Genomic DNA, 25,639 nt, shown 5'->3' on the forward strand with positions numbered 1-25,639 from the left:
CCACCAGAGCCGGCGCAGGTTTCAGGGCCGCGGGGCGTAGGCGAATACGTCGGCGCGCATCTGGTGTGCATCCATGCCCGCAGCCACCAGCGCATCCAATGTGCCGTAGATCATCGCCGGTGAACCGCTGGCGTAGACATGCACGCCTTTGAGGTCGTGGATGTCTTCGCACACCGCTTCATGCAACAGCCCACAGCGTCCTTCCCAGCCGCACAGGTCACTGACCACTTTGTGCAGGAACAGGTTGGGCAGTTGCAACCATTGATCCCAATGCTCGATTTCGTAGAAATCTTCCGGACGCCGCACGCCCCAATACAGATGCACCGGGTGTTTGAAGCCGGTGGCGCGGCAGTGCTCGATCAGGCTGTGCATCTGCGCCATGCCGGTGCCCGCGGCGATCAGCACCAACGGCCCATCGGGCAACTCGGCCAGGTGGGTATCGCCAAACGGCAGCTCGATGCGGGCCATCCGGTTGCGCTGCAATTGCTCGATCAGATTGCGCGCGCTGTCCTCGCGGGCCAGCACGTGCAGTTCCAGTTCGCGTCCGGCGTGGGGCGCCGAAGCCAGGGAAAACGCCGACTTCTCGCCGTTATCCCGTTCAATCATCAGGTATTGCCCGGCGTGGTAACGCACGGCCTTGCCGGCCGGGGCGAGCAAGCGCACGCGCCATACATCGCCACCGACTTGCACGCATTCACTCACTTGGCACGACAACTTGCGCAACGGCAACTCTCCCGGCGCCAGCACGCCATCCCACAACACCACACAATCCTCCAGCGGCTCGGCGATGCAGGTGTAGAACTCCCCGTGGTCGCGTATTTCACCGGACTGCCGCACCCGGCCGTCCACCAACAGCGCCGCGCACACGTGGCACACACCATTGCGACAGGCTTGCGGGCATTCGTAGCCCAGGCGGCGCGCACCTTCGAGGATTCGCTCACCGGGGACCAGCTCCAATACGGCGCCGGAAGGTTGCAGGGTCACACGCATCAATCTATTCCCAACTCTTTCCAGATCGCATCGACACGCGCCGTCACGGCTTCGTCCTTGACGATCACCCTGCCCCACTCGCGGGTGGTCTCACCCGGCCATTTGTGCGTGGCATCCAGGCCCATCTTCGAGCCCAGGCCCGAGACCGGCGAGGCGAAGTCGAGGTAGTCGATCGGCGTGTTGTCGATCATCACCGTGTCGCGCTTGGGGTCCATGCGCGTGGTGATGGCCCAGATCACGTCGTTCCAGTCGCGGGCGTTGATGTCGTCGTCGGTGACGATAACGAACTTGGTGTACATGAACTGTCGCAAAAACGACCACACGCCGAGCATGACCCGCTTGGCATGGCCTGGGTACGACTTCTTCATGGTCACGATGGCCATGCGGTACGAACAGCCTTCCGGCGGCAGGTAGAAGTCGGTGATTTCCGGGAACTGCTTCTGCAGGATCGGCACGAACACTTCGTTCAGCGCCACACCGAGAATCGCCGGCTCATCCGGCGGACGGCCGGTGTAGGTACTGTGGTAGATCGGCTTGATCCGATGAGTGATGCGCTCGACGGTGAACACCGGGAAGCTGTCGACTTCGTTGTAGTAGCCGGTGTGGTCGCCGTAGGGGCCTTCGTCGGCCATTTCGCCGGGGTGGATCACGCCTTCGAGGATGATTTCCGCGGTGGCCGGCACTTGCAGGTCGTTGCCACGGCACTTCACCAGCTCGGTGCGGTTGCCGCGCAGCAGGCCGGCGAAGGCGTATTCGGACAGGCTGTCCGGCACCGGGGTCACGGCGCCGAGGATGGTGGCCGGGTCGGCGCCCAGGGCCACAGAGACCGGGAACGGCTTGCCGGGGTGTTTTTCGCACCATTCACGGAAGTCCAGCGCGCCGCCGCGGTGGCTCAGCCAACGCATGATCACCTTGTTGCGGCCGATCACTTGCTGACGGTAGATGCCGAGGTTCTGGCGATCCTTGTTCGGGCCCTTGGTGACGGTCAGGCCCCAGGTGATCAGCGGGCCGACATCGCCGGGCCAGCAGGTCTGCACCGGCAGCATGCCCAGGTCGACGTCATCGCCTTCGATGACCACTTCCTGGCACACCGCGTCCTTGACCACCTTGGGCGCCATGGCAATGATCTTGCGGAAGATCGGCAGCTTCGACCAGGCGTCCTTCAAGCCCTTGGGTGGCTCGGGCTCCTTGAGGAACGCCAGCAACTTGCCGATCTCGCGCAATTCGCTGACCGACTCGGCGCCCATGCCAAAGGCCACGCGATCGGGGGTGCCGAACAGGTTGCCGAGCACCGGGATATCAAAACCGGTCGGGTTCTCGAACAGCAGCGCCGGGCCCTTGTTGCGCAGGGTACGGTCGCAAATCTCAGTCATTTCCAGCACCGGCGAAACCGGCACGTGGATGCGTTTCAACTCTCCGCGCTGCTCAAGTTGCTGCACGAAATCCCGAAGATCCTTGAATTTCATTAACCATGCCACCCGTAAAATAGGCGTACATCCTACCTGCTCTGAGGACGGCTGGCAGCTTAATTGGCCGTCAGCCCCCGTGATTGCAGCGAACGGAACAGCGGTTCCAGGAACGCCTGGACATGTCGCGCGCCGACGTCGGAGAGGTGGTTATCGTCGGTGTACAGCGCGCGGCCGTCGAGCTCGACCCGGCACAGGCCGTCGGCGCCGCACAGCAGGGGCGCGGGGTCCAGCACGGTGACGCCACTGTCGGCGGCGGCCAGTTCGTCAAACAGTCGAGTGATAAAGGCCTGGCGCTTCTCGTGCTCCGCCACGGGGAGCCCTTCGCCGTCCACCGGCCGGTGCATCATGGCCAGGCGACTGAGGCGGTACGGCACGATGATTTCCTGCAGCGGTGCTTCCTTGATCAGCCACACATGGTGCCCGGCGGCGCGCAGCCCCTGGATGCGTTCACGCAGGCCCTGTTCGAAACGCTGCTCGGCCACGGCACGCACGTACTTGCCGGTGCCCGGGTCTTTGAGCGCATGTTCCTTGTCGCCCGATATCTGCCCATAGAGGTACAGGCTCCAGCGCGCCGCCAGCACTACATCGCTGAACGACTGTGCGGCCAGAGCCTGCTCGACGCGCTGGTTGAAATGCGCGCACTGGGCAATATCCTCCAGCCCATCCAACGGTACGCAACCGGCGAAACTGGCCTGGACCAGACTGATATCGTGCCGTTTGGCCGCATCCTTCAGCGCCGGAATCAATGCGGTGGCGTGGCTGTCGCCCCAGACCAGCGCGGACACCGAGTGGCTTTGTGGGCCGAAATGGCAGAACAGCCGCTCATCCGGGGTGTTCTTGTCCGCCAGGCAGGCCGTCAGCTCCGGGCTCCACTTCTTCGCCTGGGCATAACGCAATGCCTGTTCGGACAGGCGCCACGGCACGCCATCGGCTTCCCGCAATGCCAGGCCAGTAAGGCCGAGGCACAAAATGCCGGCCGCGGCGCCAGCCAGGATCGCCTTGCGCCCGGCCAGCAGACGTTTTTCCCGGAATGGCGCCTCCACGAAGCGCCAGGACAAATAACCCAGCACCAGGCTCAGCAGCATCAACCCGGCCAATTCAGCCACGCTCAAGCCATCAACCGCTGCGTAGTTGGCGTACACGAACACCGGCCAATGCCACAGGTACCAGGAATAAGAAATAAGCCCCAGGCCCACCATCAGCCGCGAACTCAGCAGCCGCCCGACCCAGGTGGCTTGCTGCCCATTGGCCCAGATCAACCCGACCACGCCCAGCACCGGCAGCAAAGCGGCCGCGCCAGGGAACGGTGTATGCCGGTCGAAACCGAATATGGCGGCCAGGATCAATGCCAGGGAAGCCAGGCTGACCGCTTGCGCCAGGGGCGGCGAGGCGCGCCACTCAACCTTCGGCATGACCGCCAGCATGGCGCCGGCCAGCAATTCCCAGGCACGCATATGCAGCAGGTAGAAGGCTTTCTGCGGCTGATGGGAAACCGCCCAGACACTCATGCCAAACGACACCAGCAGCACCGCGAACAACGCCAGGCGCCAGTGTTTCAAACGGCTTGAAAGCAGGGCCAGCAGCAGCGGGAACAGGATGTAGAACTGCTCCTCCACCGCCAGCGACCAGGTGTGCAGCAAGGGCTTGATGTCGGAGGCAGCATCGAAATAACCGTGCTGGCGTGAAAACAGCAGGTTAGAGGTGAAGATCACCTGGTAGTGCGCTGACCGCCCCAGCTCTTCATAGTCCTTGGGCGCCAGCAAAAACCAGCCCACGGCCAGTGTCGCGGCCATCATCACGAACAACGCCGGCAAGATACGCCGGGCACGGCGCGCCCAGAAGCCCACGAAACTGAAACGCCCGGCCTGGCGTTCGCGCCAGATGATCGAGGTAATCAGGAAGCCGGAAATCACAAAAAAAACATCGACCCCCACAAAGCCGCCAGTAACGCCCGGAACGCCAAAGTGGAACAGCACGACTGCGAGGACAGCGACAGCACGCAAGCCATCAATGTCTCTTCGGTAAGCAAGAATGGTCATAAATCCAGAGTCAGCCAGAAACGAATGGGAACGAGCGTAGCCTCGCTCATCCTTTTGTTTCTTAACTGACACTTCAAGCGCTCAAACCTCCCTTTCTAGATACAAAAAAAATGGCGCCCCGAAGGACGCCATTTTTTGGGACCTGAAACGTCGTATTACTTACGCTTCATCGACAGGAAGAACTCGTCGTTGGTCTTGGTGGTTTTCAGCTTGTCGATCAGGAACTCGATGGCCGCGACTTCATCCATCGGGTGCAGCAGCTTGCGCAGAATCCACATGCGCTGCAGTTCGTCGTCGGCTGTCAGCAACTCTTCACGGCGGGTGCCGGAGCGGTTGATGTTGATCGCCGGGAACACACGCTTTTCAGCGATACGACGGTCCAGGGGCAGTTCCATGTTGCCGGTACCCTTGAACTCTTCGTAGATCACTTCATCCATCTTCGAGCCGGTTTCAACCAGCGCGGTGGCGATGATGGTCAGCGAGCCGCCTTCTTCGATATTCCGCGCGGCGCCGAAGAAACGTTTCGGTTTCTCCAGGGCGTGGGCATCGACACCACCGGTCAATACCTTGCCGGAGCTCGGGATCACGGTGTTGTAGGCACGGGCCAGACGGGTGATGGAGTCGAGCAGGATCACCACGTCTTTCTTGTGTTCGACCAGGCGCTTGGCCTTCTCGATCACCATTTCGGCAACCTGCACGTGGCGGGTTGGCGGCTCATCGAACGTCGAGGCAACCACTTCGCCGCGCACGGTGCGCTGCATTTCGGTCACTTCTTCCGGACGTTCATCGATCAGCAGCACGATCAGGTGAACTTCAGGGTTGTTACGCGCGATGTTCGCTGCAATGTTCTGCAGCATGATGGTCTTACCGGCTTTCGGCGGTGCGACGATCAGGCCGCGCTGGCCCTTGCCGATCGGGGCGCACAGGTCGATCACACGACCGGTCAAGTCTTCGGTGGAACCGTTGCCGGCTTCCATCTTCATTCGCACGGTCGGGAACAGCGGGGTCAGGTTCTCGAAGAGAATCTTGTTTTTCGCGTTCTCTGGACGATCGAAGTTGATCGTGTCGACCTTGAGCAGGGCGAAATAACGCTCGCCTTCCTTCGGAGGACGGATCTTGCCAACGATGGTGTCACCGGTGCGCAAGTTGAAGCGGCGGATCTGGCTCGGCGAAACGTAGATATCGTCTGGGCCGGCGAGATAGGAAGCGTCTGCAGAGCGGAGGAAGCCGAAGCCGTCCTGGAGAATCTCCAGCACGCCATCACCGGAGATTTCCTCGCCGCTTTTCGCGTGCTTTTTGAGCAAGGAGAAAATCACGTCCTGCTTGCGCGAACGGGCCATATTTTCTATGCCCATCTGTTCGGCCAATTCGAGCAGTTCGGTAATCGGCTTTTGCTTGAGTTCAGTCAGATTCATATAGGAATGACGTAATCATTTATGGAGGGGGGAAATTAAGCTTTTGGCTTAATGAGGCCGCGCCGCAGAGAAGGCGACAGGATCGCGTACTAATCGAAAAGGAATGCGTCGGCGACGGCTTGCAGGGGGCAGTGGAGAAACCAGTGCGGGGCCGAATGTACCACCTGAGTTTCGGAGCGTCTAGCCCTGTTTCACGAAAAAGCCCCGCAATTTGCGGGGCCTTTTTGACGACGCTTAGAGGTTCACGTCGATGAATGCCTTCAACTGGGACTTCGACAGCGCGCCCACTTTGACCGCTGAGACTTCGCCGCCCTTGAACAGCATCAGGGTCGGAATACCACGCACGCCATGCTTGGCCGGGGTTTCCTGGTTTTCGTCGATGTTCAGCTTGGCAATGGTCAATTTGCCGTCGTACTCGGTTGCAATGTCGTCCAGAACCGGAGCGATCATTTTGCAAGGGCCACACCATTCAGCCCAGTAGTCAACCAGCACCGGGCCAGCAGCCTTGAGTACTTCGGCCTCAAAGGTCGCGTCGGTGACGTGCTTGATAAGATCGTTGCTCATGGATGTCTCCGGATTGTAAGCAAAAAAAACGTGGCCCATCATAGCTGCCCTTCCCTCGTTCAGGAAGCCGCCTCTGATTGAGTCTTGCTATGGTGGCGCATGAGTTTGGGTATCGCCTCGCTCACGGCGCTACGGGAGTCACGAATGCAATCCCGGTGCGCAACGCCGCATTACGTACATGTTCCTGCATGGTTTTCTGCGCCGCCGCGCTCGCGCGCCGGGCCAGGGCGCGTAAGACTCTGCGGTGCTCCTGCCAGGTTTCCATGGCCCGCTCCGGCCGGATGAACGGTAGCTTCTGACTCTCCAGGAACACCTCGGCGCTGGCACTCAGGATGCTGACCATCGCCTGGTTGCCGCTGGCGAGGAGGATGCGCTGGTGGAATTCGAAGTCCAGCCGCGCGGCCGCTTCGAAGTCGCCGGCCTTGAGCACCTTGCGCATGGCTTCGACATTCTCTTCCAGGCTATCCAGTTCATCAATGCTCAGCGTGACGGCCGCCAACCCTGCCGCAAACCCTTCCAGGGCATAGCGCAACTGGAAGATATCCAGCGGCGTCGCCTGGGCCGCGAAGGGCCACGCAAACCCCGGCGGCTCCTGTGCCTCTTGCACGAACACGCCTTTGCCCGGCTGCACGCTGACCACCCCCAAGGCACTCAGGGACGACAACGCTTCGCGCAATGACGCCCGGCTCACGCCCAACTGCAGCGCCAGGTCGCGCTGGGACGGCAGTGCGTCGCCCGGCCCGAAGCCTTGCTCCTTGATCAGTTTGCGGATGGCCTGCAAGGCCGCTTCCGGTACCGCTTGGGCGATGGAATTCATAAAAAACTCAAGGTTCCAGACAACTGAGCGGCTAGTTGTAAAGCTATTCGTGCCCGGCGGCAAGCCACGCCCCAAAGGGGCTCGCGCGCTTTGGGCGGCGCTCGAAAAAGGTGCGAAAGCCGCGCTCACTGTTCAGACCAGTAAGACCACCGAAGCTCAACAAATCCCGGCCTTGCAGACGAACCGAGCCGGGATGGCATGGGCTGTGCACTGGGCAAAAACAGAATGCCCCTTCGCCCTTCTCGGAGAGTTCCCATGACCAAGCGCTACAGCGCCCTGCTCACCGCCCTGTTTGCCAGCCTGATGCTGAGCCAGGCACCCGCCCAGGCCAACGGTCTGGACGATATCGTTGCCCGCGGCACCTTGAAGGTCGCCGTGCCCCAGGACTTCCCGCCGTTCGGCTCGGTCGGCCCCGACATGAAACCACGCGGCCTGGACATCGACACCGCCAAGCTGCTGGCCGACCAGCTCAAGGTCAAACTGGAGCTGACACCGGTCAACAGCACCAACCGCATCCCGTTCCTCACGACCGGCAAGGTCGACCTGGTGATTTCCAGCCTGGGCAAGAACCCCGAGCGGGAAAAGGTCATCGACTTCTCCAAGGCCTACGCGCCGTTCTACCTGGCCGTGTTCGGCCCGCCTGACGCCGCCATCAGCAGCACCGACGACCTCAAGGGCAAGACCATCAGCGTGACCCGCGGCGCCATCGAAGACATCGAGCTGACGGCCGTCGCGCCCAAGGAAGCCACGATCAAGCGCTTCGAAGACAACAATTCGACCATCGCCGCCTACCTGGCCGGCCAGGTCGACCTGATCGCCAGCGGCAACGTGGTGATGGTTGCGATCAGCGAGCGCAGCCCGAAACGCGTGCCGGCGCTGAAAGTGAAGCTCAAGGATTCTCCGGTGTACGTGGGCGTGAACAAGAACGAGCCGGCGCTGCTGGAGAAGGTCAACCAGATCCTGGTGGCGGCCAAGGCTGACGGCAGCCTGGAAAAGAATGCAATGCAGTGGCTGAAAGAACCTCTGCCTGCTGATCTCTGAAGCCCGCGACGGAGCTGATTCATGGCCTATCAATTCGACTTTGTGCCGGTGCTGGCCAATACCGACCTGCTGTTGCGCGGCGCCCTGTTCACCCTTGAACTGACGGCGATCGGCGCAATCCTGGGGGTCGCCCTGGGCACCGTCGGCGCAGTGGTGCGGGCGTGGAAAATCCAGCCGTTCGCCTGGTTCTTCGGGGTGTATGTCGAGTTGATCCGCAACACGCCATTTCTGGTGCAGTTGTTTTTCATCTTCTTCGGCCTGCCCTCCCTGGGGCTGAAAATCACCGAGTGGCAAGCGGCGGTATTGGCGATGGTGATCAACCTGGGCGCCTATTCCACCGAGATCATCCGCGCCGGCATCCAGGCGATCCCCGGTGGTCAGCTGGAGGCTGCTGCCGCCCTGGCGATGACGCGCTTCGAGGCGTTCCGCCACGTGGTGCTACTGCCGGCGCTGGGCAAGGTGTGGCCGGCCCTGAGCAGCCAGATCATCATTGTGATGCTCGGCTCGGCGGTGTGTTCGCAGATCGCCACCGAAGAGCTGAGTTTTGCCGCCAACTTCATCCAGTCGCGCAACTTCCGCGCCTTTGAGACCTATGCCCTGACCACCCTGGTGTACCTGTGCATGGCGTTGATGATTCGCCAGTTGCTCAACTGGATCGGCCGCCGGTTTGTGATGAGGAACAGCCGATGAGTGATTTTTCCTTCTGGGACATCGTGCGCAACCTGCTCGTCGGCCTGCAATGGACACTGTTGCTGTCGCTGGTGGCGTTTGTGGGCGGTGGCCTGATCGGCCTGCTGGTGATGACGATGCGTATCAGCCGCAAAGCCTTCCCGCGCAATGTCGCCCGCACCTATATCGAACTGTTCCAGGGCACGCCGCTGTTGATGCAGCTGTTCCTGGTGTTTTTCGGCGTCGCCCTGCTCGGGGTGGATATCTCGCCCTGGCTGGCGGCGGCGATTGCCTTGACCTTGTTTACCAGCGCCTACCTCGCCGAGATCTGGCGCGGCTGCGTCGACTCCATCGCCCACGGGCAGTGGGAAGCCTCGGCCAGTCTAGCCCTGAGCCCGCTGGAACAGCTGCGCTACGTGATCCTGCCCCAGGCCCTGCGGATTGCCGTGGCGCCTACCGTGGGGTTCTCGGTGCAAGTGGTCAAAGGCACCGCGGTGACCTCAATCATCGGCTTCACCGAACTGACCAAGACCGGCGGCATGCTCGCCAACGCCACGTTCGAGCCCTTTATGGTCTACGGCCTGGTGGCCCTCGGTTACTTCCTGCTCTGCTACCCCTTGTCCCTCAGTGCGCGCTACCTGGAAAGGAGACTGCATGCCTCTGCTTAGAATTTCCGCCCTGCATAAGTATTACGGCGATCACCATGTGCTCAAGGGCATCGACTTGACCGTTGAAGAAGGCCAGGTCGTCGCGATCATCGGCCGCAGCGGCTCGGGCAAGTCGACCTTGCTGCGCACCCTCAATGGCCTGGAGTCGATCAACGACGGCGTGATCGAAGTCGACGGCGAATACCTCGACGCCGCCCGCGCCGACCTGCGCAGCCTGCGGCAGAAAGTCGGCATGGTGTTCCAGCAGTTCAACCTGTTCCCGCACCTGACGGTGGGCGAAAACGTCATGCTCGCGCCGCAGGTGGTACAGAAAGTGCCCAAGGCCAAGGCCGCCCAGTTGGCGCGGCAGATGCTGGAGCGGGTCGGCCTGGGCGAGAAGTTCGACGCCTTCCCTGATCGCCTGTCCGGTGGCCAGCAACAACGCGTCGCGATAGCCCGCGCCCTGGCCATGTCGCCCAAGGTGCTGCTGTGCGACGAGATCACCTCGGCGCTGGACCCGGAACTGGTCAATGAAGTGCTTAGCGTGGTGCGCCAACTGGCCAAGGACGGCATGACCCTGATCATGGTGACCCACGAAATGCGTTTCGCCCGCGAAGTCGGGGACAAACTGGTGTTCATGCACCAGGGCAAGGTGCATGAAGTGGGCCCGCCCCAGGCGCTGTTCGCCAACCCCCGCACCCCCGAACTGGCCAACTTCATCGGCTCGGTGGGGCAGCCGGGCTGACCAGCTCGAAGGTGCCCCGCCCCTCCAGCCGCGTTTCATCACGGACCTGCAGGGCATCGGAAGGCAGGTCGATATCGACATCGACCTGGGCCGTCAGGCGCTGGCCGACCAGCGCTTGACCTGCTGCGCGTGCCACCAGGACCTGGCCCGGCAACAACGCCCCGCTGACGGTTTCACCGGGCAAGTGCGCCACCCCCCACTCGACGGCGCGCCCATCGACCTGGGCATGCTTGAGACTCAGGCGCATACGCCCCTGGCGGTCAAACCGGAAACCTTGCCCATCCGCCGCACCGATGAAGCGCAACGCAATCATCGAAGGCTGCGTACACACGACGTTCAGGTGCAGCGTGCGGGTGCCGAGGGCCACGGAGGTGCTTTGGACGACGGCCTCCCTGCGAATGACGCCATAGTCGAGGCGCGGCTGGCTCACGGACAACCGGCAGTTTTCAGCGCGCACGCCCTGGGCCATCAACAGCGCGCAGAACAGGACGACGCCCGCGCTTCTCCACTTAGCGGCCATGGCACACCGCCGTCGTGGTCTCATAGAACTTGTCATGGTCAGGCTGGGTTCCGGGGTCAAGGCTCAGTTGGCAGGTGGAAGAGTCCGGCAACGAAACCCGCAGGCTTTGCGACTCATTGACGTCATTCAGGAAAATCATGCCCTCGCCCACCACACTGGTGAGGAAGCGGCCATCCTGGCCGAATACCGACGCGCCCTGGGGCAACCGCTGACCGTGCTGATCGCTGGCGGTGAGCAACACGCGGCGCACTGTCACCACATCGAACGCGACGGTATTGAAGGACCCGCGACCGGCGGCGAGCACCTGGGTGCCGTTCTTCAGGTCAACCCGCCTGGGCAACGACTGCGTCTGCACTTCGACGCGGCTGTTGGCATACGCGGGCAAGCCGGCAATCACGGCCTGCCCGGTGAAGTCGGTCCACACCGGCCCCTGGGGGGTTTCGACTTTCGCGGAGCCGATATCCCCCACGGAGACGATGCCGAACGTGTCCTGCACGGCATAGGGCGAGAAGGTCAGGCCGTTTTCGTGCGCGACGATGCCGCCTTGCAGTTGCCCCGTATAACCGGTGCCCTGGGCATCTCGGCTGACGCCCAGGCCGACGCGGGTGTAGCGCGGCAGCAGGTCCACATGGCCGCGAACCGCTTGTTCGCGGGCGCTGAGGTCGCGCTCGATACCCACCTCGTAATTCACATAGTCATTGACCCGTTCGCTGAGTGCCGTGCCAGCGCGGGACTGGTTACCACGCCGGCTGACGTAGCTGTTCACACGACGATCACCGCCCAGCGGCACGCTGATCTGCAACCGTACCGACAGATCATTGTCCACCGTGCTATCGCGCCGGCCGGCGGCAACGCTGGCGTCACGCCGTGGCCGCGTGCCGCCCACCTGCGAGTCGGCGATCAAAGCAACATCGACGTGACTGAACGACTTGTTCCACGAAGCAAACACATGTTCGGCCGTTTGCCGGTCAAATTGCGCGCTGCGCGAATAACCCAGGGAGAACGCGCCCAGGGTTGGATCGGCCCAGCTCATGCCCGCCGTGTACTGGTTCTTGAAGCGCGAACCCAACTCGTCGGCCTTGAACGAGCGGCCCGCTTCAAGCACCTCGCGATACCCCCGGGTCTGGGTGGTGGCGCTGAAGTTGACGTCTATATTGGCGTAGACCGGGCTGCTCACGGACACGCTGCTACGCGAACCCGACACCGCGTTACGGCCGTCTCGGGACACATTGTGGCGAGCGCCAACCGCAACCCGTTGGAAAAAGACGCTGCTCAGGGTGCCGCCTGCCGACCAGTATTCATCGGTGCTCAATAAGCCAAACCCCACCGACGAATCACGCCCCAGGCCCCAGGTGCCGCTGCCCATGGCGACCACCGGCGACGGCGCCTGCGCGTCGTTGTTTTCGCGCACCTTGCCGAGCGAAAAATAGTAGCCGGGCGCCGCCGGGGCTGCCCCCGCGAACGAAGCCGCCGGCACCACGAAACTGCGCTTGGCGCCGCGTACATCGATCACGCTGACTTCGAGGTCGCTGGTGCCATTGAGCAAAGGCAACCCGGTCAGCCGGAAGGGGCCTTCGGGCACCAGCGTGCTATGGATCAGCACGCCAGACTGGCGCACTTCAATCCGCGACTGACTCTGGGCCAGCCCCTCGACCACCGCATTATTGCCGCCCGCCGGCACCCGCGACTGGCCATCGGGGGAAAACTGCACACCGGACAACTGGATGCCGCCAAACAGCGGATTGTTGCTGGAGAGCTGGCCCACCTGGAACGTCGATCGCAGCGCAGCCAGATCCCGCTGGGCGAAGGCGTACAGGTGTTCGGTGCGCGCGTCGCCATTGTCGGACACATAGAATTGGCGGCTGCGGACAATCCAGTCGCCCAGGTTGAAGCCTGCTTCGGTGTAGGCCGACACGAACCGGCTGGACTCACTGCGCGAACGGTTGTCGAAACCCAGCACGTCATAGTTGAACATCGCCGCTGCGCCACCCTGGGCAAAGTCCCCGACCTCCCACTGGGGTTCACGCAATGACTGGGTCGGCACCACCAGTGCCACCTCATCGATGCCGGGCCGGAGCCGAACCATCGTCGTCGGGAAGGCGCCCAGGAAGTCATGGCAGGCCTGGTCCGGTGAGGCGCCTTTGCGGACAACGGCGCGGGGCTGCACCAACCCGGCTTTCTCGAGCAAGCCCGGGGTGAAACACAATTGCCCCTGTGCGTCGAACCGCGCATCGACTGACCCGAGCGGGTTCCCGTTGACCCGCAGCCCCACCACCTGGACGCCTTCGCGAAAACGCGCCGCACTGCGGAAGTAGTCGGAGACCTTCGGGTCAATACCGTGGGTGGTCAGCGCCGCGAGGTCGAAACCCTCGCCCAACTCGAGCGCTGGAGCCAGGCCGGGCAAGCTCCACAGGGTCGCAAACCCGATGAGCAGCGTGGGGCGGCGAGACCGGATGGAAACCGCAGGCGTATTACTCGACAGGTTTTTCATAAGCCGCTCAACCCCCATCGGTACTGATCGGGGCGCGGTAACTGTCCACCGAAAACCCATAGACCGTGGCGGGCTGGATCTCGACTTCGGCCAAGCCGTCCAATGTTCCGTCAACCTTCGCCGTCAACGCCTCCCCCGGCAAAATGTAAGCACGCGGCAACGTCGCCAGAACCCGCTGGGGCAGCAACTGCACCTCCGGCGCCAGGCGCACCACATAAGCACTGTCGTTGTGAACAGCGAGCCTCTCTCCAGCCCGCCGCCACTTCAGCAGCTCCCAGGGCGTGTGATGTTGAGGCAAGCCTTTGGGGTGCAGGATCAGCGGCAGATTCTGCCGAAGGGTGATACCGATGGTCGCACCCCCTGCGGCACGCGCCTGCGGAATACCCTCGAAGGACACACGCTTCAAGCGCTGGGTCTTCAGCGGTGCTTCCAAGGTGCTGATGAAACGCACCAACTGGGTTTCACCGGGTTCCACACGCGCAATAGGCGGCGTGACAATCAATAGGGGCTCTACGTCTTCGGGCACGTTCAGTACGACTGAATGAAGCAGCGCCGGCCCCGAATCGGTGTTCTTGATATTTATCGTGGCCTCGCCTTGTTCCTCATAAAGAACCACAACCGAGGTTTCCGGCAACATTCCGTCCGCCAATACAATGCCGGTAAAACACAGACACACACTTGCACACAACAACAGCAGATTATTTATTACTGAAAGACTACGCACTCGGTGTTCCCCGCAGACCATGAAGTTGGCAATTGATAGCCAAGCACCCACATGAAAACAGCCGATCAGAACGCGTGCGTTCTTTGATCGGCTGTATTTCAGCCGCTTAGAGGTAAACCAAAGTAAGCGTTGCGCGACCATCAAGAGTAACGTCGCGAGCCAGGTTCAAGTCTTGGCCTTTGTTGATCACGGCCCGTACTGCAATAGTCCCGGTCAGTTGAGAGAGTTCGGCCGGAATGAGCGAAGTGCCACTGCGCCACGAAGATTGGTTAGGCGATTTCGCGACTTTGCCATCACTGCTCTGCCAGGCCGCGCCTTCGCCGACACGTGTAATAGCCGTCAGCGTTTTGCTCGGCGACCTGAGGTCCCTGAGCGTAACCGCATAGCCACCGGTATTTTTGCCAGCGACCGAACCCAAGCCGAAGTTATGCACCTCGGTATAACCTGCGCCAAGGGCGCTGAGAATGCCCGTTACCCTGCTGCCGGCCTGCAGGTCGGTGAATGTCAGCCCGAACGGAGCGCTGCCGGTGCCGCAATTGACGGACAGGGGCGTGGTCATTTCCCGAAGCGGGTTGAACGCCGTCTGGGAGAGTTGGCCCGAAGGAATATCGCCGTAATTGATAATGCCGCCGCCAGTCATGCTCAGGTTGCAGGCAGCGGGTTTGATCGTGCCCCTGACGACCAGTTCGGCACTGGTGGATGCGTTAGCACTGATGGCCGCAGCCAGGCAAGCGAGACCGAGAGTCAATCCAACAATTTTTTTCATATTCGACCTGTCACTGAAAGTTATCAGGCGTTCTTTATTTATCTCTCGGCAAGTCCAGCGCCAAACGGCTTATTTCTCCGGAGCTGCACGACTATAAATAAATAACACCCAGGCAATATTGCCGGGTGACAGTCTGTCGCTTTGGCACTTCATTAAAGAATCAGATAACACATCAGTTAGTGTGGGAGCCGTAAAAACAAAGAGTCGCCTTTACCCGACCGCGAGGTAGTCCTAAACAAAAAAACCAATGGAACATCAACAAGCACTCTGTAGGGAAAATCATAAAAAGCTTTACAACAACAACTAGTTAAAAACTCCTACAAAACTAAAACCTCATTCAGTGGATATTTAGAAACCCACCCTACATTTCCCACAAGAATTCCTCGCAGACACCCTTAGGAAAATTACCGGAGCGCTACGCGTTGGCTCCAGCGGTCGATCGTGGCACGATGGTCAGGTTATCGACCGAGACCCTCTAACCATGCCGCAATCCCAAGCCAAGAATCTGTCCCTGATCGCCGCCATCGACCTGGGCTCCAACAGCTTTCATATGGTCGTGGCCAAGGCCCAGAACGGCGAAATCCGCATCCTTGAGCGGCTAGGCGAAAAAGTCCAACTGGCTGCCGGAATCGACGACGCGCGCCAGCTCAATGAAGAATCCATGCAGCGCGGGCTCGATTGCCTCAAGCGGTTTGCCCAGTTGATCAACGGCATGCCCCCGGGTGCTGTGCGAATCGTCGGCACCAACGCGTTGCGCGAAGCCCGTAACCGGGGCGAATTCATCCGCCGCGCCGAGGAGATCCTCGGGCACCCGGTGGAAGTCATCTCCGGACGCGAAGAAGCGCGCCTGATCTACCTCGGCGTGTCCCACACCCTGGCCGACACCCCCGGCAAGCGCCTGGTGGCGGACATCGGCGGCGGCAGTACCGAATTCATCATCGGCCAGCGCTTCGAGCCGCTGCTGCGCGAAAGCCTGCAGATGGGCTGCGTCAGCTATACCCAGCGTTATTTCAAGGACGGCAAGATAACCCCGGCGCGTTATGCCCAGGCCTACACGGCGGCGCGGCTGGAAATCATGAGCATCGAGCACGCCCTGCATCGCCTGTCGTGGGATGAAGCGATCGGCTCGTCCGGCACCATCCGCGCCATCGGCCTGGCCTTGAAAGCCGGCGGCCATGGCACCGGCGAGGTCAACGCCGAAGGCCTGGCGTGGCTCAAGCGCAAGCTGTTCAAGCTGGGAGATGCCGAAAAAATCGACTTCGATGGCATCAAGCCCGACCGCCGCACGATTTTCCCGGCGGGCCTGGCGATTCTCGAAGCGATCTTCGACGCCCTCGAACTGCAACGTATGGACCACTGCGACGGCGCCCTGCGCGAAGGCGTGCTTTACGACCTGCTTGGCCGTCATCACCATGAGGACGTGCGTGAGCGCACCCTCAGCTCGCTGATGGAGCGCTATCACGCCGATCTGGAACAAGCGGCCCGCGTGGAACGCAAAGCCCTGCATGCCTTCGACCAGGTGGCCGCGGACTGGGACCTGGAAGACGGCGTATGGCGCGAACTGCTGGGCTGGGCGGCCAAGGTGCATGAAGTGGGCCTGGATATCGCCCACTACCATTACCACAAGCACGGCGCCTACCTGATCGAGCACTCCGACCTGGCTGGTTTCTCCCGGGAAGACCAGCAGATGCTCGCGCTGCTGGTACGCGGCCATCGCCGCAATATCCCCAAGGACAAGTTCGCCGAATTCGGTGACGAAGGCATCAAGCTGATCCGCCTGTGCGTGCTGCTGCGCTTTGCGATCCTGTTCCACCACATCCGTGGCACCCAGGAAATGCCCCAGGTGACCCTGCGCGCCAGCGGCGACAGCCTCGACGTGGTGTTCCCGGAAGGCTGGCTGGAGGAGAACCAACTGACCCAGGCGGACTTCGCCCAGGAAGCGGAGTGGCTGACGCGGGTGGGCTTCAGCCTGAACGTGCGCTAAAGAACACCGAAAATACATGTGGGAGGGGCGGTGCGACGATTCGACTTGCCCCCGATGGCGGTGTGTCAGTCACTTGGTACTTTGACTGAACCATCGCCATCGGGGGCAAGCCCCCTCCCACATTATTAGATCGGTTAATTCACCGCGAGAATCGGGCTACCCAGCCTTTCCAGCAAGGTGGCCTGGGCGCTGCGTGGGTTCTGGTTGCCGGTCGGCGTGTTGCGCACGTAGCGGCCGTCCGACTGCAGGCTCCAGCTGTGGGTGTTATCGGTGAGATAACTTTCCAGCTCTTTCTTGACCCGCATGATCAGCTTCTTGCCTTCCACCGGGAAGCACGTCTCCACGCGCTTGTCGAGGTTGCGCTCCATCCAGTCGGCGCTGGAGAGGTACATCTGCTCTTCCCCGCCGTTGAGGAAGTAGAACACCCGCGTGTGCTCCAGGAACCGCCCGATGATCGAGCGCACATGGATGTTGTGCGAGACCCCGGCGATGCCCGGCCGCAGGCAGCACATGCCGCGTACCACCAGGTCGATACGCACACCGGACTGGCTGGCCTTGTACAGCGCGCGGATGATCTTCGGATCGGTCAGCGAGTTGAACTTGGCGATGATGTGCGCCGGTTTGCCGTCGAGCGCGAACTGGGTCTCGCGGGCGATCATGTCGAGCATGCCCTTCTTCAGGGTGAACGGCGCATGCAGCAGCTTCTTCATGCGCAACGTCTTACCCATGCCGATCAACTGGCTGAACAACTTGCCGACGTCTTCGCACAAGGCGTCGTCGGAGGTCAGCAGGCTGTAGTCGGTGTAGAGCTTGGCGTTACCGGCGTGATAGTTGCCGGTGCCCAAGTGCGCGTAACGCACGATCTCTCCGGCTTCGCGGCGCAGGATCAGCATCATCTTGGCGTGGGTCTTGAACCCGACCACACCGTAGATCACCACCGCGCCGGCCGCTTGCAGGCGGCTGGCCAGTTGCAGGTTGGACTCTTCGTCGAAGCGCGCGCGCAGTTCGATCACCGCGGTGACTTCCTTGCCGTTACGCGCAGCGTCCACCAGGGCGTCGACGATCTCCGAGTTGGCACCGCTGCGGTACAGGGTCTGGCGCACGGCGAGTACATGCGGGTCCTTGGCGGCCTGGCGCAACAGGTCGACCACCGGGGTGAAGGACTCGAACGGGTGCAGCAACAGGATGTCCTGCTTGCTGACCACGCTGAAAATGTTTTCGCTGTTTTGCAGCAGTTTCGGGATCTGCGGCGTGAACGGCGTGTATTGCAGCTCCGGGTGGCTGTCCAGGCCGGTGATGCTGAACAGACGCGTCAAGTTGACCGGGCCGTTGACCTGGTACAGCTCGCTCTCGCCGAGGTTGAACTGCTTGAGCAGGTAGTCCGACAGATGTTTCGGGCAGGTGTCGGCCACTTCCAGACGCACCGCATCGCCGTAGCGCCGCGAGAACAGCTCGCCGCGCAGGGCGCGGGCCAAGTCTTCGACGTCTTCGGAATCCAGCGCCAGGTCGGCGTTACGGGTCAGGCGGAACTGGTAGCAGCCCTTGACCTTCATGCCCTGGAACAGGTCATCGGCGTGCGCGTGGATCATCGACGACAGGAATACATAGTTATCGCCAGCGCCCCCCACCTCTTCCGGTACCTTGATGATCCGTGGCAGCAGACGCGGTGCCGGGATGATCGCCAGGCCGGAATCGCGACCGAAGGCGTCGATACCTTCAAGCTCAACGATGAAGTTCAGGCTCTTGTTGACCAGCAACGGGAACGGGTGAGTCGGGTCGAGACCGATCGGCGTGATGATCGGCGCGATCTCGTCGCGGAAGTAGCGACGCACCCAGGTCTTGATCTTGGTGGTCCAGTGGCGACGACGGATGAAGCGGACCTGATGTTTTTCCAGTTCCGGCAGCAGGATGTCGTTGAGGATCGCGTATTGGCGATCCACATGCCCGTGTACCAGTTCGCTGATGCGCGCCAGGGCTTGATGCGGTTGCAGGCCATCGGCGCCGGCTTGTTCACGGGCGAAGGTGATCTGCTTCTTGAGGCCGGCGACGCGGATCTCGAAGAACTCATCCAGGTTGCTGGAGAAAATCAGCAGGAATTTCAGGCGTTCCAGCAACGGGTAGGACTCATCCAGCGCCTGTTCCAGCACGCGGATGTTGAATTGCAGTTGTGACAACTCACGGTGGATGTACAGGCTGCTGTCATCCAGGTTGGTCACCACGGCAGGCGCTGGCGCCGGGGCCGGCGCTTCGGCGACCACCACCGGCGGCGCCGGCTCCGGCACCGGCGGGGTCTCGGCGACGGATTCGACCACCGGGTGGGCGTCTTTTACGGCAACTTCTGAGAGTCCTTCGGTATTCATCGAGTGTTCCTGTGAGGGCTATTGTTGCTCTCTAAGCAATTGGGCAGCGCGGGCGGCGAAGTAGGTCAGAATGCCATCAGCGCCAGCACGTTTAAAGGCTGTCAGGGATTCGAGGATCACCCCTTCACTCAACCAACCATTCTGGATCGCGGCCATGTGCATGGCGTATTCACCGCTGACCTGATAGACAAAGGTCGGCACCTTGAATTCCTCTTTGACCCGATAAAGGATGTCCAGGTAAGGCATCCCGGGCTTGACCATCACCATGTCGGCGCCTTCGGCCAGGTCGGCGGCCACTTCGTGCAGGGCTTCATGGCTGTTGGCCGGGTCCATCTGGTACGAGGCTTTGTTGGCCTTGCCCAGGTTCAGGGCCGAGCCCACCGCATCGCGGAACGGACCATAGTAGGCGCTGGCGTATTTGGCCGAGTAGGCCATGATCCGCACATTGACGTGGCCGGCCAGTTCCAGGGCTTCGCGGATCGCCTGGATGCGGCCGTCCATCATGTCCGACGGCGCGACCACCTGGGCCCCGGCGGCGGCATGAGACAAGGCTTGCTTGACCAGCGCGTCGACGGTGATGTCGTTCTGCACGTAGCCGTCTTCATCCAGGATGCCATCCTGCCCGTGGGTGGTGAACGGGTCCAGGGCCACATCGGTGATCACCCCCAATTCCGGGAAGCGCTCACGCAACGCACGGGTGGCGCGCTGGGCGATCCCTTGCGGGTTCCAGGCTTCGGCTGCATCGAGGGACTTGAGTTCAGCAGGCGTGACAGGGAACAGCGCCAGCGCCGGAATCCCCAACTCGACCCAGTTCGCCGCCTCTTCCAGCAGCAAATCAATGGTCAAGCGCTCGACACCCGGCATCGACGCCACGGCTTCCCGACGGTTTTCCCCGTCCAGCACAAAGACCGGCAGGATCAGATCATTCGTGGTCAGTACGTTTTCACGGACCAGACGGCGAGAAAAATCATCACGACGGTTGCGACGCAGACGGGTCGCGGGAAACAGGCGATTGGCAGGGGTAAAGCTCACGACAGACTCCTGAGCCCGCGTTTACGGGCGAGTGTTGCAGTTATAAGCGGCCATTATGACGAAGGTATGACAGTTGTGCTTAACGATGCGACCTGTAGTCGCATTCGGCGTTTCTGTAGGAATTGTTCACTTCGTGACACATCTCGATACTTTCACGAATGATCGCGAAGGCGTAGGCTGCGCGTTCATTTCGCCAGCACCCAGACCATGCTTCAACAATTTCTGCATGACTTCGGCTACTTTGCCCTCTTCCTCGGGACGTTCTTCGAAGGCGAGACCATACTCGTTCTCGCAGGCTTCCTGGCGTTCCGTGGGTACATGGATATCAACCTGGTGGTGGTCGTTGCTTTTTTTGGCAGCTACGCCGGCGACCAGCTTTGGTATTACATGGGGCGCAAGCACGGCCGCAAACTGTTGGCACGTAAACCGCGCTGGCAATTGATGGGCGACAAAGCCCTGGAACATATCCGCAAGCACCCGGATATCTGGGTGTTGAGCTTCCGCTTTGTCTACGGATTGCGCACGGTGATGCCCGTGGCGATTGGCCTGTCCGGCTATCCGCCCTTGCGCTACCTGTTACTCAACGGCATTGGCGCGGCGGTCTGGGCGGCGGCACTCGGCGCGGCGGCGTACCATTTCGGCGCGGTGCTGGAAGGCATGCTGGGCAGCATCAAGAAGTACGAGCTGTGGGTGCTGGGTGCGTTGTTACTGCTGGGCCTGGTTCTCTGGCTGCGGCGGCGGTTCAAGAACGCGCGCATCGCCCGTCAAGCCTGTGCCGACGCCAAGGCTCGACTGGCGGCCGCACAACTGAGTGAGACCAGCCCGGCCGAGCCGCCTAAGACGCCAGTCGAGTAAGCCGGCCTCGGCAGCAGTAGAGGCCAATCAGGCTCAGCAAGCTGTAGCTCAACAGACCCGGCCAGCCCAGGTGGCTGGCCGGCCAAAGCCCGACCAGCGGCGCCAGCCATACCAACGGCACATTCAGGCCCAGGCGCACCAGTTCCGCCTTCAACGCCCACGGGCGGTTCTCCAGGGCGACGCCCAGGCTGAACAGGCCCAACGCCATTGCACTCCAGCCCAGCACCAACGCCGCCGTGGGCACCCCTTCGCTGATGTTCATCAGATAACTGCCAAACCCCACATACACCGCGAATTGCAGGGCGACGTACACCTGTTGCCGCGTATCCAGCGGCACCTCGAACTTGCGGAACTGGCTCAAGTCCGGCTTGATCAACGGGTAGTTGGCCTTCACGTCGGCCGGCCGCCAGCCGGTACGCATGAACCAGATGCGCAGCTTGTCCCAACGGCTTTGCGTGCGCCGCGCGTCACTCCACAACTGCGCATAGAACTGCAGGTTGGCCCACAGCGGGTTCCAACTGGCCAAGGGGGTGGTGACGCCAAAGATCACCGGCTCGTTTTCGTCTTCTTCCTGAAACGAGCCAAACAGCCGGTCCCAAATAATGAACACCCCGCCGTAGTTGCGATCCATGTAGAGAGCGTTCTGTGCATGGTGGGCCCGATGATTGGACGGGGTGACGAAGAACCACTCGAACCAGCCAAGCTTGGGCACATGGCGGGTGTGGACCCAGAATTGATACAGCAGGTTGAGCGAAGCTACGCTGATGAACACCACCAGCGGCACGCCGAGCACGGCCAGAGGCAGATAGAAGATCCAGCTCAGCAGAAAGCCGGTGCTGGTCTGGCGCAAGGCGGTAGTGAGGTTGTAGTCCTCGCTCTGGTGATGCACCGAATGCGCGGCCCACAGGATATTGCGCTCGTGACCGCAGCGATGCAGCCAGTAATAGCAGAAGTCGTAGAACACAAAGGCGAACACCCAGGTCCAGACGCTCTCGGCCGACAGCTCGATCAACGCCAGGTGCTTGAGGGCGAATGCGTAGGTCAGCAATCCCACGCCCTTGGTCAGCAGCCCGGTGGTGGTGGACAGCACGCCAGTGCTGAGGCTGTTGATGGCATCCGCCACCCGATAATTGCGCGCGCCGCGCCAACGGTCGACGAGCAGTTCAACCACGATCAAGGCGATGAAAAACGGTACCGCGTAAGGCACGAAGTCCATGGGCTAGTCCGGTCTGTTTTTATTGCATCAAGATTAGGGGCTGCGGCGAGAGTTCCCATTGGCAACAGATGACAAATTAGTAGACATTTAACGCCATGAATCAGGAGAAATGCCCATGAGCAAAAAGATTGCAGTGATCCTTTCCGGCTGTGGCGTGTACGACGGTGCAGAAATCCACGAAAGCGTGATCACCCTGCTGCGCCTGGATCAGCGCGGCGCTCAGGTCCAATGCTTTGCACCCGACATCGCGCAGTTGCACGTGATCAACCACCTCACGGGCGAAGAAATGCCCGAGTCGCGCAATGTGCTGGTGGAGTCCGCCCGCATTGCCCGGGGCGACGTGAAAGACATTCGTGAAGCCAACGCCGAGGATTTCGACGCGCTGATCGTGCCTGGCGGGTTTGGCGCGGCGAAGAACCTGTCGAACTTTGCCAGCGCAGGCGCCGGTTGCAGCCTCAACCCGCAGGTATTGGCGCTGGCCGAAGCCTTTGTCGAAGCGGGCAAGCCGCTGGGACTGATCTGCATCTCGCCGGCCCTGGCCGCGAAGATCTATGGCCCGGGGGTGACCTGCACCATCGGCAACGATGCCGACACCGCCGCCGCGCTGGACAAGATGGGCGCCCACCACCAGGCATGCGCGGTGGACGATATCGTGGAAGACACCGCGCGCAAGCTGGTCAGCACTCCCGCCTATATGCTCGGCAAGAACATCAGCGAAGTCGCGTCAGGCATCAACAAGCTGGTGGATCGGGTGCTGGAGCTGACCCACGAAAACGACTAACCGGCCCGCATCAAGCGTGTGAGCAGGCGGTCGAGTGCGTTGGCGAACGCTTGCTTGTCCTTTTCCCCATGGGGCGGTGGACCACCGCCCATCTGACCTTGCTCGCGCAGATCGGTGAACAGGTTACGCACCGCCAGCCGCTCACTCATGTTCTGCGGGCTGAATTCCTTGCCGCGCGGGTCGAGAGCCGTCACGCCGTTCTTCACCAGGCGGTCAGCCAGGGGCACGTCGCTGCAGATCACCAGCTCACCGGGCACCGCGTGCTCCACCAGGTAGTCATCCGCCGCGTCCGGGCCGCTGGGCACCACGATCAGCTTAACGCAGGCGAAGGCCGGCTTGATCTGGCTCTGCCCGGCCACCAGCACCACCTCGAACTGACGCTTGAGGGCGAACTTCACCACCTGGTCCTTGGCCGCGCGCGGGCAGGCATCGGCGTCGATCCACACGCGCATGCTTATGCCGCCAGCCGGCGCTTGTCGGCGATCCGACTGCGGCCATACATCACCATAATCGCCAGGATCGCCACCACCTGCGCACTCAGCGAGTAGGCATCGGCGTGGATACCCAGCCAGTCGAAGTCAAAGAACGCCACCGGCCGCGTGCCGAAGATGCCGGCTTCCTGCAACGCCTTCACGCCGTGCCCGGCGAATACCACCGACAACGCACACAGCAGCGCCGCATTGATCCCGAAGAACAGCGCCAATGGCAGCTTCGCCGAACCGCGCAGGATCACCCACGCCAGGCCCACCAACAGCACCAGCGCCGTGGCGCCACCCCCCAGCACGGCGTTGTGCCCGGCCGGGCCGGCTTGCAACCACAGGGTTTCGTAGAACAGGATCACTTCGAACAGCTCGCGGTACACCGAGAAGAACGCCAGCAGCGCGAAGCCGAAACGGCCACCGCCGCCCACCAGGCTGCTCTTGATGTAGTCCTGCCAGGCCGCTGCGTGGCGCCGGTCATGCATCCACACGCCGAGCCACAGCACCATCACACTGGCAAACAACGCCGTGCAACCTTCGAGCAATTCGCGCTGGGCGCCGCTCACATCAATCACATAGGCCGCCAACGCCCAGGTGGCCAAGCCGGCCAACAAGGCCAGGCCCCAGCCGACGTGGACGCCGCGCACCGCCGATTCCTGGCCGGTGTTACGCAGGAAGGCGAGGACCGCCGCCAGCACCAGGATCGCTTCCAGACCTTCGCGCAGCAGGATCAGCAAGCCTGAGATAAAGCTCAACGACCAGCTCAGGCCATCGCCACCCAACAAGCCGGCAGATTCGGTGAGCTTGCCCTTGGCGGCGTCCAGGCGCTGCTGCACCTGTTCGAGCGGCAAGCCGTCCTGCAACGACTGCCGATAGGCCATCAGGGCCTTCTCGGTGTCTTTGCGCACGTTGGCGTTGACGTTGTCCAGGGAGCTTTCCACCAGCTCGAACCCTTCCAGATACGCCGCTACCGACAGGTCGTAGGCTTGCTCATGGTCACCGTTGCGGAACGCCGCAAGGCTCTTGTCGAGGGTCGCGGCGGTGTAGTCGAGCAACTGCGCCGGGCCACGCTTGACCTGCGGCGGCTGGGCACGCTGGGCGCGGAACGTCGCAGCAGCGGCCGGGCCGTTGGCGGCCAACACTTCATTGGGGGTCTGGCGGGCCAGGTCGGCGAGGTTGAACGGTTGCGCGCTCTTCGCGGCAGCCGGGTCGGCCGTGAAGCCGGCGATGTAGGTGGCCAGGTCCCAGCGCTGGCGGTCGTCCAGTTGGTCGGCGAAGGACGGCATGTCCGTGCCTTCGACACCCAGGCCCAGCGTGTTGTAGATCGCATAGAGGCTCAGGCGGTCCAGGCGCTCCGCGTTCTGCAGGTTCGCCGGCGGCGGCGTCATGCCGACGCCCGCCGGGCCATCACCGGCGCCGGCCGTGCCGTGGCAGACCGAGCAGTGCTGGGCATACAGTGGTGCGCCGCGAGTCGGGTCGGGCGTAATCGCCGGGGCCTGGCTGACTTCATACGCCGCCGCCAGCTTGGCGCCCAACTGCCGGGACTGACGGGCCACGCTGGCACCATCCTGACGAGCGGTCACGGCCGCGACCAATTCATCGACCCCTTTGACCAATTCCGCGCGCTCGGGCTTGGACGGCAGCTCAGCCACCAGGCCCTGCAATACCCCCAGAAATTCCACCTGCTCACGGTATTCCGATTCATCGACGACCTTGCCCGCCGCTACCGTCGGCGGATAGTCCGCGCCGATGTAGTCCAGCAAATGCAGGGCTTTCGTGGCGCCCTCGGCAGGCGCGGCCAACAGATTGAAGCTGCACGACATCAACGCCGGCAATAGCAGCCAGGCGAGAAAACGGAAGGGGGCAGTCATGAACGAATCTCAAAGGGAAATACGAAGTAACACATTGTTGAGCTTTATGAGATTTGACTCAAGGTGTAAGTGATTTGTATTTTGAGTAACAGAGCAGATTGAGCTGTAGCAATGACGCCACGCCCGACGATTCTGCGCTGCCCCCAACGCGCACAGGCAACGCA

22 protein-coding genes are annotated in these 25,639 nt (G+C 61.9%); 7 read left to right on the forward strand and 15 right to left on the reverse strand.

Annotated features, from left to right (window positions below; all coding sequences use genetic code 11):
- Positions 1-21: 21 nt before the first annotated feature.
- The 6 genes from PverR02_RS30290 to PverR02_RS30315 form a co-directional block, all read right to left on the reverse strand.
- Positions 22-990, reverse strand: coding sequence for a CDP-6-deoxy-delta-3,4-glucoseen reductase (locus PverR02_RS30290; protein WP_017845123.1), 969 nt, complete (start codon positions 988-990; stop codon positions 22-24).
- Complete coding sequence (gene ubiD / locus PverR02_RS30295; protein WP_046381692.1) at positions 990-2,456, reverse strand: 4-hydroxy-3-polyprenylbenzoate decarboxylase; 1,467 nt, start codon at positions 2,454-2,456, stop codon at positions 990-992. Before ubiD ends, PverR02_RS30290 begins: the two co-directional genes overlap by 1 nt.
- A 59-nt stretch (positions 2,457-2,515) precedes the next feature.
- Positions 2,516-4,498 carry an acyltransferase family protein gene (locus tag PverR02_RS30300; RefSeq protein WP_079444906.1) on the reverse strand — a complete coding sequence of 661 codons (1,983 nt, stop codon included), beginning with the start codon at positions 4,496-4,498 and terminating at the stop codon, positions 2,516-2,518.
- A gap of 155 nt (positions 4,499-4,653) precedes the next feature.
- Positions 4,654-5,913 carry a transcription termination factor Rho gene (gene rho / locus PverR02_RS30305; protein WP_017845130.1) on the reverse strand — a complete coding sequence of 420 codons (1,260 nt, stop codon included), beginning with the start codon at positions 5,911-5,913 and terminating at the stop codon, positions 4,654-4,656.
- Between the two features lie 234 nt (positions 5,914-6,147).
- Positions 6,148-6,477 (reverse strand): thioredoxin TrxA, encoded by a 330-nt coding sequence (gene trxA / locus PverR02_RS30310; protein WP_079444907.1) that lies wholly within the window; start codon positions 6,475-6,477, stop codon positions 6,148-6,150.
- Between the two features lie 121 nt (positions 6,478-6,598).
- Positions 6,599-7,294, reverse strand: a complete 696-nt coding sequence (locus PverR02_RS30315) for a FadR/GntR family transcriptional regulator (RefSeq protein WP_079444908.1) — start codon at positions 7,292-7,294, stop codon at positions 6,599-6,601.
- 255 nt (positions 7,295-7,549) lie between these two features.
- On the opposite strand from PverR02_RS30315, the gene PverR02_RS30320 reads away from it, so the two are divergent.
- From PverR02_RS30320 to PverR02_RS30335, 4 genes are read left to right on the forward strand one after another with little or no spacing between them, the layout of a single operon-like run.
- Positions 7,550-8,335, forward strand: a complete 786-nt coding sequence (locus tag PverR02_RS30320; protein WP_046381688.1) for a transporter substrate-binding domain-containing protein — start codon at positions 7,550-7,552, stop codon at positions 8,333-8,335.
- A gap of 21 nt (positions 8,336-8,356) precedes the next feature.
- Positions 8,357-9,025 (forward strand): amino acid ABC transporter permease, encoded by a 669-nt coding sequence (locus PverR02_RS30325; RefSeq protein ID WP_017845134.1) that lies wholly within the window; start codon positions 8,357-8,359, stop codon positions 9,023-9,025.
- Positions 9,022-9,672, forward strand: coding sequence for an amino acid ABC transporter permease (locus PverR02_RS30330; RefSeq protein WP_046381686.1), 651 nt, complete (start codon positions 9,022-9,024; stop codon positions 9,670-9,672). The genes PverR02_RS30325 and PverR02_RS30330 overlap by 4 nt, the downstream gene beginning before the upstream one ends.
- Positions 9,659-10,396 carry an amino acid ABC transporter ATP-binding protein gene (locus PverR02_RS30335; protein ID WP_017845136.1) on the forward strand — a complete coding sequence of 246 codons (738 nt, stop codon included), beginning with the start codon at positions 9,659-9,661 and terminating at the stop codon, positions 10,394-10,396. Before PverR02_RS30330 ends, PverR02_RS30335 begins: the two co-directional genes overlap by 14 nt.
- Here PverR02_RS30335 and PverR02_RS30340 read toward each other — a convergent pair.
- The 4 genes from PverR02_RS30340 to PverR02_RS30355 all read right to left on the reverse strand — a co-directional run bounded on the left by PverR02_RS30340 (position 10,368) and on the right by PverR02_RS30355 (position 14,897).
- Complete coding sequence (locus PverR02_RS30340; RefSeq protein WP_057003996.1) at positions 10,368-10,916, reverse strand: DUF1120 domain-containing protein; 549 nt, start codon at positions 10,914-10,916, stop codon at positions 10,368-10,370. The genes PverR02_RS30335 and PverR02_RS30340 overlap by 29 nt on opposite strands.
- Positions 10,906-13,407 (reverse strand): fimbria/pilus outer membrane usher protein, encoded by a 2,502-nt coding sequence (locus tag PverR02_RS30345; RefSeq protein WP_079444909.1) that lies wholly within the window; start codon positions 13,405-13,407, stop codon positions 10,906-10,908. The genes PverR02_RS30340 and PverR02_RS30345 overlap by 11 nt, the downstream gene beginning before the upstream one ends.
- A gap of 7 nt (positions 13,408-13,414) precedes the next feature.
- Positions 13,415-14,152, reverse strand: a complete 738-nt coding sequence (locus PverR02_RS30350) for a fimbria/pilus chaperone family protein (RefSeq protein ID WP_079444910.1) — start codon at positions 14,150-14,152, stop codon at positions 13,415-13,417.
- Positions 14,153-14,237: 85 nt separating this feature from the next.
- On the reverse strand, positions 14,238-14,897 hold the full coding sequence (locus PverR02_RS30355; protein WP_046381682.1) for a DUF1120 domain-containing protein: 660 nt from the start codon (positions 14,895-14,897) through the stop codon (positions 14,238-14,240).
- 481 nt (positions 14,898-15,378) lie between these two features.
- On the opposite strand from PverR02_RS30355, the gene ppx reads away from it, so the two are divergent.
- Entirely contained in the window at positions 15,379-16,881 is a 1,503-nt protein-coding gene (ppx, locus tag PverR02_RS30360; RefSeq protein WP_017845141.1) for an exopolyphosphatase, read from the forward strand.
- A gap of 134 nt (positions 16,882-17,015) precedes the next feature.
- Here ppx and ppk1 read toward each other — a convergent pair whose 3' ends face one another.
- Together ppk1 and hemB are read right to left on the reverse strand one after the other, a co-directional pair.
- Positions 17,016-19,241, reverse strand: coding sequence for a polyphosphate kinase 1 (ppk1, locus tag PverR02_RS30365; protein ID WP_046381681.1), 2,226 nt, complete (start codon positions 19,239-19,241; stop codon positions 17,016-17,018).
- Positions 19,242-19,259: 18 nt separating this feature from the next.
- On the reverse strand, positions 19,260-20,273 hold the full coding sequence (gene hemB / locus PverR02_RS30370) for a porphobilinogen synthase (RefSeq protein ID WP_057003998.1): 1,014 nt from the start codon (positions 20,271-20,273) through the stop codon (positions 19,260-19,262).
- Positions 20,274-20,480: 207 nt separating this feature from the next.
- Here hemB and PverR02_RS30375 point away from each other — a divergent pair, with 207 nt between their 5' ends.
- Positions 20,481-21,128 carry a DedA family protein gene (locus PverR02_RS30375; RefSeq protein WP_017845144.1) on the forward strand — a complete coding sequence of 216 codons (648 nt, stop codon included), beginning with the start codon at positions 20,481-20,483 and terminating at the stop codon, positions 21,126-21,128.
- Here the strand turns inward: PverR02_RS30375 and PverR02_RS30380 are convergent.
- Positions 21,109-22,344, reverse strand: a complete 1,236-nt coding sequence (locus PverR02_RS30380; RefSeq protein WP_079444911.1) for a sterol desaturase family protein — start codon at positions 22,342-22,344, stop codon at positions 21,109-21,111. The two genes, PverR02_RS30375 and PverR02_RS30380, sit on opposite strands and share 20 nt — an antisense overlap.
- 115 nt (positions 22,345-22,459) lie before the next feature.
- On the opposite strand from PverR02_RS30380, the gene elbB reads away from it, so the two are divergent.
- Positions 22,460-23,125 carry an isoprenoid biosynthesis glyoxalase ElbB gene (elbB, locus tag PverR02_RS30385; protein WP_079444912.1) on the forward strand — a complete coding sequence of 222 codons (666 nt, stop codon included), beginning with the start codon at positions 22,460-22,462 and terminating at the stop codon, positions 23,123-23,125.
- Here the strand turns inward: elbB and PverR02_RS30390 are convergent.
- Both PverR02_RS30390 and PverR02_RS30395 read right to left on the reverse strand, forming a co-directional pair.
- Complete coding sequence (locus PverR02_RS30390; RefSeq protein ID WP_017845147.1) at positions 23,122-23,577, reverse strand: YaiI/YqxD family protein; 456 nt, start codon at positions 23,575-23,577, stop codon at positions 23,122-23,124. The two genes, elbB and PverR02_RS30390, sit on opposite strands and share 4 nt — an antisense overlap.
- Positions 23,578-23,579: 2 nt before the next feature.
- Positions 23,580-25,475: an FTR1 family protein gene (locus PverR02_RS30395; RefSeq protein ID WP_079444913.1), complete on the reverse strand. Its 1,896-nt coding sequence runs from the start codon at positions 25,473-25,475 to the stop codon at positions 23,580-23,582.
- Positions 25,476-25,639: the final 164 nt, after the last annotated feature.

It is taken from the genome of Pseudomonas veronii (assembly GCF_002028325.1).
Taxonomy (GTDB): Bacteria; Pseudomonadota; Gammaproteobacteria; order Pseudomonadales; family Pseudomonadaceae; genus Aquipseudomonas; species Aquipseudomonas veronii.